This is a genomic window from Curtobacterium sp. MR_MD2014 (genome assembly GCF_000772085.1).
Taxonomy (GTDB): domain Bacteria; phylum Actinomycetota; class Actinomycetes; order Actinomycetales; family Microbacteriaceae; genus Curtobacterium.
Genome location: NZ_CP009755.1, coordinates 568107 through 580317, shown reverse-complemented (window position 1 = coordinate 580317; position 12211 = coordinate 568107). Strand labels below are relative to the sequence as shown.

13 protein-coding genes are annotated in these 12211 nt (G+C 72.8%); 7 read left to right on the top strand and 6 right to left on the bottom strand.

All coding sequences use genetic code 11. The annotated features are described in order from the left end of the window. Window positions 1–128: 128 nt before the first annotated feature. Window positions 129–491: a sterol carrier family protein gene (locus NI26_RS02795; RefSeq protein ID WP_066657743.1), complete on the bottom strand. Its 363-nt coding sequence runs from the start codon at window positions 489–491 to the stop codon at window positions 129–131. A gap of 57 nt (window positions 492–548) precedes the next feature. Between NI26_RS02795 and purD the strand changes: the two genes are divergently transcribed. Both purD and NI26_RS02785 read left to right on the top strand, forming a co-directional pair. Then, complete coding sequence (purD, locus tag NI26_RS02790; RefSeq protein WP_066652151.1) at window positions 549–1817, top strand: phosphoribosylamine--glycine ligase; 1269 nt, start codon at window positions 549–551, stop codon at window positions 1815–1817. A 5-nt stretch (window positions 1818–1822) separates the two neighbouring features. Then, window positions 1823–2683, top strand: a complete 861-nt coding sequence (locus NI26_RS02785; RefSeq protein WP_066657742.1) for a phosphoribosylaminoimidazolesuccinocarboxamide synthase — start codon at window positions 1823–1825, stop codon at window positions 2681–2683. Between the two features lie 251 nt (window positions 2684–2934). On the opposite strand, the gene NI26_RS02780 is transcribed toward NI26_RS02785, so the two are convergent. After that, a complete protein-coding gene (locus tag NI26_RS02780) occupies window positions 2935–4131 on the bottom strand; it encodes a PP2C family protein-serine/threonine phosphatase (protein WP_144411228.1) in 1197 nt (398 codons plus the stop codon). Between the two features lie 117 nt (window positions 4132–4248). Between NI26_RS02780 and NI26_RS02775 the strand changes: the two genes are divergently transcribed. Then, complete coding sequence (locus tag NI26_RS02775) at window positions 4249–4569, top strand: hypothetical protein (RefSeq protein WP_144411227.1); 321 nt, start codon at window positions 4249–4251, stop codon at window positions 4567–4569. Between the two features lie 93 nt (window positions 4570–4662). Here NI26_RS02775 and lepB read toward each other — a convergent pair whose 3' ends face one another. Together lepB and NI26_RS02765 are read right to left on the bottom strand one after the other, a co-directional pair. Next, on the bottom strand, window positions 4663–5292 hold the full coding sequence (gene lepB, locus NI26_RS02770) for a signal peptidase I (protein ID WP_066652147.1): 630 nt from the start codon (window positions 5290–5292) through the stop codon (window positions 4663–4665). Beyond that, entirely contained in the window at window positions 5289–5813 is a 525-nt protein-coding gene (locus NI26_RS02765; RefSeq protein WP_066652146.1) for a hypothetical protein, read from the bottom strand. The genes lepB and NI26_RS02765 overlap by 4 nt, the downstream gene beginning before the upstream one ends. Before the next feature lie 109 nt (window positions 5814–5922). On the opposite strand from NI26_RS02765, the gene NI26_RS02760 reads away from it, so the two are divergent. From NI26_RS02760 to NI26_RS02750, 3 genes are all read left to right on the top strand, one after another. Beyond that, window positions 5923–6714, top strand: a complete 792-nt coding sequence (locus tag NI26_RS02760) for an SDR family oxidoreductase (protein ID WP_066652145.1) — start codon at window positions 5923–5925, stop codon at window positions 6712–6714. Window positions 6715–6767: 53 nt separating this feature from the next. Further along, window positions 6768–7640 carry a VOC family protein gene (locus tag NI26_RS02755; protein WP_066652144.1) on the top strand — a complete coding sequence of 291 codons (873 nt, stop codon included), beginning with the start codon at window positions 6768–6770 and terminating at the stop codon, window positions 7638–7640. Between the two features lie 134 nt (window positions 7641–7774). Then, window positions 7775–8341: a GNAT family N-acetyltransferase gene (locus NI26_RS02750; protein WP_066652139.1), complete on the top strand. Its 567-nt coding sequence runs from the start codon at window positions 7775–7777 to the stop codon at window positions 8339–8341. A gap of 134 nt (window positions 8342–8475) precedes the next feature. On the opposite strand, the gene NI26_RS02745 is transcribed toward NI26_RS02750, so the two are convergent. Both NI26_RS02745 and NI26_RS02740 read right to left on the bottom strand, forming a co-directional pair. Further along, a complete protein-coding gene (locus NI26_RS02745; RefSeq protein ID WP_066652137.1) occupies window positions 8476–9999 on the bottom strand; it encodes a catalase in 1524 nt (507 codons plus the stop codon). Between the two features lie 116 nt (window positions 10000–10115). Then, the gene (locus tag NI26_RS02740; RefSeq protein WP_066652134.1) at window positions 10116–10559 is read right to left on the bottom strand and encodes a Fur family transcriptional regulator; all 444 of its coding nucleotides are present in this window, start codon (window positions 10557–10559) and stop codon (window positions 10116–10118) included. A gap of 263 nt (window positions 10560–10822) precedes the next feature. On the opposite strand from NI26_RS02740, the gene NI26_RS02735 reads away from it, so the two are divergent. Further along, window positions 10823–12163, top strand: a complete 1341-nt coding sequence (locus NI26_RS02735) for an acyltransferase family protein (protein WP_066652132.1) — start codon at window positions 10823–10825, stop codon at window positions 12161–12163. Window positions 12164–12211: the final 48 nt, after the last annotated feature.

Here is a 12211-nt window from a genome sequence, read left to right as displayed (position 1 = left end):
TTACGCGGGTGGTCCTGTCGGTCACATCGGTAGGACCTACCTAAGTCGGTGAGCCAGGCTGTACGACCCGGCCGAGCGCCCCGGCTGCCGGGTCACCCGGCCGCGCGACCGCAGCGGCGCGACCGGCGTCAGACCGCGGTGCGGACCGGCAGGAACGCCGTCAGGTCGGCACGGGAGCCGGACGCGCTGACCCGCGACGCCGCCAGGGCCTCGTCCCACCGCAGCTCGCCCAGCGCCAGGGCCAGCCAGGTCGTGGCGTCGGTCTCCACCACGTTCGGCGGGGTCCCCCGCGTGTGCCGTGGACCGGGGACCGCCTGCACCGCGGCGAACGGCGGGACGCGGACCTCGACGCTGTTGCCGGGGACGTCGTCGGCCAGGCGCTGCAGGGTCCACCGCACCGCGGTCGCGACGTCCGAGCGGACGGTCGAGCCCGCGCGCACGGCGGCGAGCGCGGAGCGTCCGGCGGCGTCCTCGATCCTCTTCGGCGGCATGTCCACAGGCTAGCCGTCGCATCGCGGACGGCGTGTCGCGCTCGGTAGGCTTGCCGCGTGCGAATCCTCGTCCTCGGTTCCGGTGCCCGCGAGCACGCGATCATCACGGCCCTCCTCGCAGAGCGGGCCGGACACGTCATCACGGTGGCCCCCGGCAACGCCGGCATCGCCACCGACGTCGAGACCGTGTCGCTCGACCCCACGAACGGCGAGCTGATCGCCGAGTACGCGATCGAGAACGGCGTGGAGCTCGTGGTCGTCGGGCCCGAGGCGCCGTTGATCGCCGGGGTCGCCGACCCGCTCCGGACCCGGGGCATCCCGGTGTTCGGCCCGAGCCGTGCGGCCGCCCAGCTCGAGGGGTCGAAGGCGTTCGCGAAGCGCATCATGGCCGAGGCCGGGGTCCCGACCGGACGCCCCGTGTACGCCGGCACGGTGGACGAGGCCGTGGCCGCGATCGACGAGCTCGGGGCACCGTACGTGGTCAAGGCCGACGGGCTCGCCGCGGGCAAGGGCGTCCTGGTGACCGAGGACCGGCAGGCGGCCGTCGACCACGCCACGTACTGGCTGCAGCACGGCCGCGTGGTGGTCGAGGAGTTCCTCGACGGCGAAGAGGTCTCGCTGTTCTTCCTGAGCGACGGGCACGACGTCCGGGCACTCAGCCCCGCACAGGACCACAAGCGCCTGGGCGACGGGGACACCGGTCCGAACACCGGCGGCATGGGCGCCTACTCCCCGCTCCCGTGGCTCGCCGAGCGGTGGGAGTCCGAGCAGGCGTTCGTCGCCGAGGTCACCGAGCTCGTGGCGCTCCCCACCGTCCGTCGACTCGAGCACGAGGGGACGCCGTTCATCGGCCTGCTCTACTGCGGGCTCATCGTGACCGAACAGGGCGTCCGCGTCATCGAGTTCAACGCCCGCTTCGGCGACCCGGAGACCCAGGTCGTGCTCCCCCGCCTGACCACGCCGCTCAGCGCCCTGCTGACGGCGGCCGCGACCGGACAGCTCGCGTCGGCTCCGCAACCGGCGTTCAGCACCGACGTCGCGGTCACGGTGGTGCTCGCGAGCGAGGGCTACCCGGAGAACCCGCACACCGGTCGGGTCATCACCGGCATCGACGCTGCCGAGGCGCGCGAGGGCGTGTCCGTGGCGCACGCCGCGACCGCCGTGCTCGACGACGACCTCGTCGCCACCGGCGGCCGGGTGCTGAGCGTCGTCGCGACGGGCACCGACTTCGCACAGGCCCGGGAGCGCGCCTACGCCGGACTCGGCGACATCGCGCTCCAGGGGGCGCAGTACCGCACCGACATCGCCGCGAAGGTCGCACGGTGACGGCCGTGTCCGAGCTGCCCGGCTGGCGGCACGTCTCGTCGGGCAAGGTCCGCGAGCTCTACGTGCCCGCGGGCGTCGACGACGTCGCGAGCGCGTCGGAGCTGCTGCTCGTCGCCTCGGACCGGGTCAGCGCCTACGACTTCGCACTCGAACCCCCGATCCCCGGCAAGGGCGAGCTCCTGACACGGCTGTCGCGCTTCTGGTTCGACCGCATCGCGGACGTCCCGAACCACCTGGTCGACCCCGGTGCCGGCGGGACCCCGGTGCCGGAGTCCGTGGCCGCCAGGTCCATGCACGTGCTGCCGCTCGCCATGTTCCCGGTCGAGTGCGTCGTCCGGGGGTACCTGGTCGGCAGCGGTTGGGCGGAGTACCGCGAGACGCAGAGCGTGTGCGGTGTCCCCCTGCCCGCGGGGCTGTCCGAGGGCGACCGCCTGCCCGAGCCGATCTACACCCCGGCCTACAAGGCGCCGCAGGGCGAGCACGACGAGAACATCTCCTTCGAGCAGACCGTCGAGCTCGTCGGGCGCGAGGACGCCGAGGCCCTCCGCGACCTGTCGCTGCGCGTCTACGGCGAGGCGGCGGCGATCGCCCTCGAGCACGACGTCGTGATCGCCGACACGAAGTTCGAGTTCGGCCGCGACACCGACGGCACGATCCGGATCGCGGACGAGGTCCTGACCAGCGACTCCAGCCGCTACTGGGACGCCCGCTCCGGCAGCCGCACGGACTCGTTCGACAAGCAGATCGTGCGCGACTGGCTCAGCGCGAACTGGGACCGCCAGGGCACCCCGCCGGTGCTGCCGGCGGAGATCGTGGACCGCACGGCCGCCCGCTACGCGGAGCTCATCGAGCGCCTCGGCGCCTGACCGCCGGGCCGGCGTCGCGGCCCGGCCGGGTGCGTCCCGCCACGCGTCCGCCGATCACGGATCGCGCCCCGGCACGGACGTCGCGCCCTCGCACGGACGTCGCACCCCGCCACAGCAGGGTGTGTCGTCCGCAGCGGAGCGCGACGTGACCGGGTGCCGGCCGGGAGGCGCGTGGCGGGGCCGCCGCGCGCCTCCCGTCCGACCACGTGACGACCGACGACCGCCGGTCGCCGGTCGCCGGTCGCCGTGGCTCAGTCGCGGACGAGCACGACGACCGTCAGGTCGTCACCGGGGTCGTGCTCGAGCGCACGGGCGCGGACCCGACCCAGGAACGCGTCGATCTCGGGCTCCTCGCGCCACAGGGCCCCGAGCCGGGACAGCGACTGCAGCGTCGAGTCCCAGAGTTCGAGCGCACCGTCGCTGACGAGCACGAGGACGTCACCCTGCTCGAGCACGAGCGACCCCGACGACCGGGTGAGCCCGGCCGGGTGCAGGCCGATCGGCAGGTCGTTCGACAGGAGCGTCCGTTCACGGCCGTCCGCACGCATCTGCAGGACGAGGCCGTGCCCGGCGTCGACGAAGTCCATCCGTCCGCTGGTCGGATCGAGCCGGCCGTGGAACATGGTGGCGAACGACTCGGCACGGCCGAGGTCCGGCGCGACCTGCTCGTCCAGGGCGGCGATCGCCCGCCCGGGCTCCTCGTCCGGCCGCGCGAGGAGCGCTCCGCGGATCGTCGCCGCCAGCAGCCCGGCGGACATGCCCTTGCCCATCACGTCCGCGACCGTCAGGTGCAGGGCGTCACCGGCGAGGTGCCACTCGTGCAGGTCGCCGGAGACCACCCCGTGCGGGACCGACATGCCGCCGATCCGGTACCCCGGCACCGTGACCGGCGTGGGCTGCAGCCCGGCGAGGACGTTCCGGAGGCGGTCCTCGTCCGCGCCGGCCGCGAGCTCGCGCTCCGCCCACACGCCGAGCTCCTCGAGCAGCGCCAGGTCGTCGGGCTCCAGCGTCCGGGGCTGCGGGTCGACCAGGCAGAGCGTGCCGACCTTGACGTGGTCGTCGCCGACGCGGAGCGGCACACCGGCGTAGAAGCGCACGTTGGGGTCCTCGACGACCATCGGCATGTCGGCGTACCGGTCGTCGGCGCGGGCATCCGGTACGACGATCGGACCGGCCTGGTCGAGCGTGCGGCCGCAGAACGTGTCCCGGAGCGGGATGGTCGGCCCGAACACGGCGTCGCTCTGCTGCGACTTGATGGTGAGGACCTCGGTGCCGGCGAGGTTGAGGAAGGAGCCCGAGACACCGAACGCCTCGCGGGCGATCCGCGTGATGCGCTCGAAGCGTTCCTCGGGCCCGCCGTCGACGACGTCGAGCGCGGCGACGAGGGCCGCGCGGCGGACGGCGTCGGGCGATGATCCGGCGGAGGTCGGTGAGGTCCCCTGGTGCATGCCCTCCACGCTACTGGTCCGCCGTGGGAGCGCCCCTCCCCAGAACGGTGGACCCGGGAACGCGCGACCGGATCCGCCGGACACGCGCCCGTGTCGGACGCGCGTACCCTCGGCACGGTGATCCGTCGTGCTCCGCTCGTGCTCGCCCTCGGCGCTGCCGCCGCGCTCTCGCTGACGGGGTGCGGCGCCCACGACTCGACCGGGCAGATCTCGGTGACCGTGTCGTCGAACGCTGCGGATCGCCCCTACGAGGTGAAGGTCTTCGCGGCGACCGGCAAGCTGTCCGAGCACCAGCGGGTGTTCCCCGGAGGCACCGCGGACTTCGCCGGGGTCCCGCTCGGCGACGTCACGGTGCGGGCCGGCGACCTGTGCTCCGTCCGGACGACGGTGTCGGGCGACGACGTCACGCGGGTCACGCTCAGCACGACCGGCTGCTGACCGGCCACCGCGTCCGGACGACCCGGCTGCTGACCGGCCACCGCGACCGGACGGCCCGGCTGCAGGGCCGTCCACCGCGCTGCGCGGGGCCCCTCACCGCGGGTCGGGCACCGCGTCCCACTCCTCGCCGTACCGGCCGAGCACGCTCCACCGCGTGACCGGCCAGGTCACGACGAACGCCCGGCCCACGACGTCGGCCGTCGGCACCGTCCCGTGGATGCGCGAGTCGGCCGACTCGTACCGGTTGTCGCCCATCACCCAGATCCGCCCCGCGGGCACGGTGACGTCGAAGTCCTCCGCCGAGACACGGTCCACGTCGGACGGCCGGACCACGTACGGCTCGTCGACCGCGTGGCCGTTCACGGACAGCCGTCCCTGGGCATCGCAGCACGACACCCGGTCGCCCGGCAGCCCGATCACCCGCTTGATGAGGTCGTCGCCCTGCTCGCTGGTCAGCCAGTCGCCCGGGTCGCGGAAGACCACGACGTCGCCCCGGCGGAGCGGCGCGACGCCCGGCACGAGCTCGTTCACCAGCACGTTGTCCCCGATCAGCAGCGTGCGCTCCATCGAGCCCGACGGGATCGAGAACGCCCGCACCAGGTAGGCCTTCACCAGGAAGGACGCCAGCAGCGCGACGACCACGATGACCGCCAGGTCGCGGACGAAGCGCCACCCGGACCGCACCGGTCGTCCGGCACGCGACTCGTCGGTCTGCTCGCTCAATGCGTCACCACCACCTTCACCAGGCCGATCACGAAGGCCACCGCGGCGAGCACGATGCCACCCCAGAGCCCGAGGAACGTCGGACGCCGTCCGCTGAACCGCTGCAGGAACACCCCGACCATCGCGATGCGGACGACGAGGATGACGATCGCCGCGGTCTGCGCCCACTGCGCCGGCAGCCAGTCCGCCCACGCGACGGCGTAGAGCACCGCGGGGATGAGGCCGGAGGTCGCGATCGGGTTCGCGTCGCGCAGGATCGCCCCGATCGTCTCCCGGTGCTCGGCGTCGTCACCGGTGTCGCCGATGGTGTGCGCCACGAGGTGGGACAGCACGTGCGCCAGGTACGTCAGCACCGCCGTCGCGAGCACCGTGAGCACCGCTGCCCCGTGCTCGATCTGCTCCGGCCCCACCGCGATCGCGACCGCGAGCACGGTGATGTTGCCGTAGATGTACGACGACATGCGGTCGCGCAGACGGTCGACCGGGAAGGTCGCCAGGTCGGGTCGGCGGGAGGGCGGCATGCTCCCATCCTGGCCCTGCCGCGCCGCGCCGGGCCGACGGGATCCCGTGTGCGATGCCATCCTGGTCGGGCGACGCACCGACGCGTCGCCCGGACGGGAGGCACGACCCATGACCCACGGACCGCTCACCAGCAGACCGCTCGCCCTGGTGACGGGCGTCGGCCGCCGCGCCGGGATCGGTGCCGCGATCGCGACGCGGCTCGCCGCCGACGGTTGGGACCTCGCCCTCTCGTGGTGGGGGCCGTACGACGCGCGCGTGCACGGCGCGGCCGACCCCGACGGGGTGGACGCGGTGGTCGCGGAGGCCGAGCGTGCGGGGGCACGGGTGACGCGCCTCCCGGTCGACCTGGCCGACCCCGAGCAGGCGGCCGCGCTCGTCGGCCGCGCCGAGGCAGAGGCCGGCGTGCCGGTGACCGCCGTGGTGATGTCGCACTGCGAGTCGGTCGACTCGGACTTCGCGACCACGACGGTGGAGTCGTTCGACCGGCACCTGGCGGTGAACGTGCGCGCGCCGTTCCTCGTCGTGCAGGCGTACGCGCGGCGGCTCCGCGAGGGTGCGGCCGTACCGGAGGACCGCCGTCGCATCGTCGCGCTGACGAGCGACCACGTCGGGTTCAACCTGCCGTACGGCACGAGCAAGGGCGCACTCGACCGGTTGATCGTCGGGGCTGCCCTCGAGCTCGGCGACGTCCGGGTGAGTGCGAACCTGGTGAACCCGGGCCCGAACGACACCGGGTGGATGACCGACGAGATCCGCCGAGCCGCCGTCGCGCAGACCCCGCTCGGGCGCCCGTCGATGCCGACCGACACCGCGGCGCTCGTCGGGTTCCTGCTCGGGCCGGACGGCGGGTGGGTGAACGGCCAGCTGCTCAAGACGGACGGCGGGTTCAGCGCGAAGTAGCCCGTGGTCGCGGTTTGGTTGACGCGTCAACCATTCCGGCGCACACTGGGGGCATGCACACGCAGGACCTGCTCGCAGCCGACACCGGGATGGGCGCCGTCACGCTCCACGTGGCCGACCTCGACACGATGGTCGCCTACTACCGCGACGGCGTCGGCCTGACGGAGCTGACGAACGCGGGCGGGACCGCCGTGCTCGGTCGTGGGTCGACGCCGATCGTCGTCCTCGAGCACGCCCCCGCGATGCGGCACGCCGCCCCGCACGAGGCCGGGCTCTTCCACACCGCGATCCTGTTCGACACGCAGGCCGACCTGGCGGCAGCGCTGTACTCCGTCGCGACGAAGTACCCGCAGACCTTCACGGGCAGCGCCGACCACCTGGTCAGCAACGCGTTCTACTTCCATGACCCCGAGGGCAACGGCGTCGAGCTGTACTGGGACCGCGACCGCACCGAGTGGTCGTGGACGCACGGGATGGTCGACATGGCCACGATCTACGTCGACCCGAACGCCTTCGTGCAGGAACACCTGACCTCCTCGGCGCTCGAAGCGGCCAGCACGCGCCCCGGCCGGGTCGGCCACGTGCACCTGTCCGTGGGCGACGTCGCCACCGCGAAGGCGTTCTACGTCGACCGGCTCGGCTTCGCGACGACCGCGGCGATGGGCGACCAGGCGCTGTTCGTCAGCGCGGGCGGGTACCACCACCACATGGCGATGAACACGTGGAACTCCCGCGGGGCCGGGCGCCGGCAGCAGGCACTCGGGCTCGGGCTCGTGCGGATCGAGGTGCCGGGCGCGGACGACCTCGGCGCACTCGTGTCCCGCATGCACGACACCGGGGTGCAGACCGCGGACGACGGTCGGACCGTGGCGTTCGAGGACCCGTGGGCGAACCGCATCGAGGTGACCGCGCCCGGTCGCGGCTGAGCGGCTCGCGCGCGGGCGGTCTGCGCCGAGGCTCGGCTCCGCGGACACGTTCGTGGTCGAGCACACGCGAACATGTCCGCCTGGCCGAGCCTCGGGCCGCACCGACGCGCAGGCGGACCCGGCAGGATGGACCCGTGAGCGAAGACATCCGGTGGGAGGTGGTCGAGGAGAGCGCACTGTCGCTCCCCGACCACGAGGCGATCGCAGCGATGCTCGGGCAGGCGTTCCCGAGCTGGTCGCACTGGTACGTGGGCGGCCGCGACTACGCCGGCATGCAGCCCGAGCGCCGCGTCGTCGGCTGGGGCGAGGACGGCACGGTGCTCGCGCACGTCGGGATCCGTCGGATGTTCGTCACGGTCGGTGGGCAGGACGTCCTGGTCGGCGACACCGGCATCGTCGCCGTCTCGCCGAGGCTGCAGGGCAGCGGGGTCGGCCGCGAGCTCCTCGTCCGCACCCGCGCCGTCCTCGAGGGACTCCGCGTGCCCTACGGCTTCCTCGGCGCCGGCGAGGACCGCATCCCCTTCTACGCGCACATGGGCTGGCACGAGGTCGACGGCGCCGTCGGCACGTTCTCGGCCTTCACGGCCGACGGGGTCGGTGTGAACGAGACCGAGCAGGGCGGCTGGATGCTCCTGCCGGTCGAGGCGCAGCTGGAGGACTGGCCGACGGGCGAGATCATGCTCAACGGACAGCAGGTCTAGGAACGAGGACCGGGCCCCGCCACCAGCCGGGCGAGACCATGCTGAACGGCCAGCAGGTCTGACACAGCCACGACGACGGACGGGAGGCCCGGTACCAGCTGGTACCGGGCCTCCCGTCCGGCAGGTGGTGGCGACTACGCCTCGACCGCGACCTTCTCCGGGTCCTCGTTCGAACCGGGCGCGCTCGGCGCGACCGCGGCGCGCACGCGCGCCCCCAGGTCGCCGTCGACGCTGGTCCAGTAGGCGAACACGCGCTCGCGCAGGTCGTCGCGCGTCACCTTCGAGACGTGGCCGGCGATGTTGCCGACCAGGCGCTCACGCGCGGCGTCGTCGAGGACCTCACGGTAGAGCGTGCCGGCCTGGCCGAAGTCGTCGTCCTCCGCGTGCAGGGTCGCCGCGGAGCGCTGCAGCGCGCCGTCGGACTCCCAGCCCGGGACGTCGTCCGTCGCGGTCGGGTCGGCGTGCGCTCCACCCTGGGTGTTCGGCGCGTAGACCGGTACCTCGGCCTTCTGGAAGTCGAAGCGCATGGCGCCGTCCTTCGAGTACGAGTGGACCTCGTTCTTCGGGGCGTTCACCGGCAGCTGCGCGTGGTTCGTGCCGACGCGGTAGCGCTGGGCGTCCGCGTAGCTGAAGATGCGCGCGAGGAGCATCTTGTCGGGGCTCGCCGCGATGCCGGGGACGAAGTTCGACGGCGCGAACGCGGCCTGCTCGATCTGCGCGAAGTAGTTCTCCGGGTTGCGGTTCAGCTCCATCGTGCCGACCTCGATGAGCGGGTAGTCCGCGTGCGGCCACACCTTCGTCAGGTCGAACGGGTTGAAGCGGTAGCCCTCGGCGTCCGCGTACGGCATGACCTGCACCTTGAGGACCCACTTCGGGAAGTCCTGGCGCTCGATCGCCTCGTAGAGGTCGCGGATGTGGAAGTCGGCGTCCTCACCGGCGATGCGGTCGGCGTCCTCCTGCGTCAGGGTCTTGTGGCCCTGCTGCGTCTCGAAGTGGTACTTCACCCAGAAGCGCTCGCCCTCGGCGTTGATCCACTGGTAGGTGTGCGAGCTGAAGCCGTCCATGTGGCGCCACGACGACGGCAGGCCGCGGTCACCCATGAGCCACGTGACCTGGTGGGCCGACTCCGGGGAGAGGGTCCAGAAGTCCCACTGCATGTCGTGGTTGCGGAGGTGGCTGCCCGGCAGGCGCTTCTGCGAGCGGATGAAGTCGGGGAACTTGATGCCGTCGCGGATGAAGAACACCGGGGTGTTGTTGCCGACGAGGTCGTAGTTGCCCTCTTCGGTGTAGAACTTCAGCGCGAAGCCGCGGGGGTCGCGCCAGGTGTCCGGGGAGCCCTGCTCACCGGCGACGCTCGAGAAGCGGGCGAGCATCTCGGTCTGCTTGCCCGGCTGCAGGAACGCGGCACGCGTGTACTGCGAGACGTCGTGCGTGACGGTGAAGGTACCGAACGCACCGCCGCCCTTCGCGTGGACGACGCGCTCCGGGACGCGCTCGCGGTTGAACTGGGCGAGCTTCTCGACCAGGTAGTGGTCGTGGAGGGCGAGGGGGCCGTCGGCGCCGACACCCATGGAGTGCTGGTCGCTCGAGACGGGGGCGCCGGAGTTGGTCGTCGTGGTGGGGGTGCCGGCGGGGCCGGTCGTGTTCTGGTCGGACACGGTTCCTCCTCAGGTGGAACGGTTGGTTCGGTCAGGATGGTTCGGGTTGCTCGTGGGGCGCGTCACGTCGGTGTCGCGCCGGGCGGTCTCGTCCGACTCCGGACGTCCCGCCGGAGTCAGGCCGTGACGACCTGGGCGTCGTCGCGTTCCGCCGCTGCGCAGCGTTCGCAGATGCCCCAGTACGTGACCTCGGCCGTCGTGACGGCGAAGCCGTGCGTTTCCGACGGCGTGAGGCAGGGGGCGTGGCCGACGGCGCAGTCGACGTCCTCGACCGCGCCGCACATCGTGCAGACGATGTGGTGGTGGTTGTCCCCGGTGCGCCGCTCGTACCGCGCCGGACTGCCCGCGGGCTCGATGCGCCGGACGAGTCCTGCGCCGGTCAGGGCGCCCAGCACCCCGTAGACGGCCTGGTGGCTCGTCGTCGGCAGCTCGACCGAGACCGCGGTGAGGATGTCGTCCGCGGTCGCGTGCGGCATCGATCCCGAGGCACGCAGGACGGCCAGCCGGGGCGTCGTCACCCGCAGGCCGGCAGCCCGGAGCAGGTCGGCGTCGGCGTCCATCAACTTCTTTCTCTTGCACCGGTCAAGACAAGCTCCACCGTACACGGTCGTGGGCTCGGGGCCCAGGGGGCGGCGTGCTGCGCGTGTCGGCGCGCCATCCGGCCGTGCCCGTCCGCAGCGGCGGTGTGCCCCCCTCCCCCACGGCGACTCCGCGCGCGACTCTCAGGACGATGTATGCCGCTGCTGGCATGCGATGTGTCACGATCCGGTCGCGATCCGCTGGGACGATGCTGATCCAGCCGGTCGGGCGCTAGCGTCACGGCATGTCCACGAAGCAGGGGCCTTCGTCGCGGATCGACTCCGTGCCGGCCAGCAGCGCTCAGGACGTCCGGGGGATCATCGCGCAGCGGGACCTGGTCGTCGACCTCATCAGGACGGCGTGCGTCGTCCTCGTCGTCGTCGTGCACGTCACGATGGTCGGGGTGGCGGTGTCGGCCGACGGCATCGGTGTCACGAGCCCGCTGCAGGAGGCGGCCTGGTACGTCCCCGCGACGTGGGCGGGCCAGGTGATGCCGCTGTTCTTCGCGGTCGGCGGGTTCGCGAGCGCAGTCGGGTGGCGCAGCACGCTCGCTCGGGGCGGCGGCGCGCGGGACTTCGTGGCGACGCGACTCGTGCGGCTCTACCGCCCGGCGGTGCCGCTGTTCGTGGTGCTGGCACTCGGCCTGGGCATCGCGACGGCCCTGGGCACCTCCTCGGAGCTGCTCGCCGAGGTCGCGTTCGGCATCGGCTCGCCGCTCTGGTTCCTCGCCGCGTACGGCATCACGCAGTACTGCGTGCCGGTGATGGCACGCCTGCACGCGCGAGCGCCGTTCCGCACGCTCAGTGTCCTGCTGGTCCTCGCGACGGCCGTCGACACGCTCCGCTTCGCGACCGGCACCGCCGAGGTCGGACTCCTCAACCTCGGCCCGGTGTGGCTCTTCGCGCAGCAGCTCGGGTTCCTCTGGGCGGACGGCTGGTTCGCCCGCCGCTCGAGGCTGCTGCTCGCGGCCGTCGCGCTGGCCGGGTACGCCCTCCTCGTCCCGCTGACGAGCGTCGGACTCTGGGCGCCGGACATGCTGCAGGACCTCAACCCGCCGATGCTGCCGCTGGCGGTGCTCGCGGTGTCGCAGGTCTGCCTCGTGCAGCTCGTGCACCGACCGCTCACCCGACTGATGCAGACCCGGCCGGCGCAGGCGACCGTGTTCGTGCTCGGTCGTGACGGCATGGCGATCTACCTCTGGCATCTGCCGCTGTACATCGCCCTCAACGGCGTCGCGCTGTCGCTCGCCGTCCCGTTCCCCGACCCGGGTTCCGTGCCGTGGTGGGCGACGCGGCCGATCGCACTCGTCGTCGTGCTGGCCGCGGCGATCGGTGTGGCCAGGGCGCTGCGCCGGTGGGACCGCCCGCTCCCCCGACTGCAGCCGGGGACCGACCGGGCGGGGTGGCCCGTGGTGACCGCCGCAGCGCTGTGCACGATCGGTCCGGCGTTCGTCGTGATGCAGTGGCACCTGTCCTTCGGCGTCGCGGTCCTCGGCGCGGTCGCCGTGCCGGTCGGGGTGTGGTTGCTCGGCCGGACCCGGCCCGCGCGGACAGCCTCGGCAGCCGTGGGACCAGTGGGCACCTGAGCCGATCCTCACCGCCGCTGCGCATCGGCCCGGCTGCGGCGGGGTCGG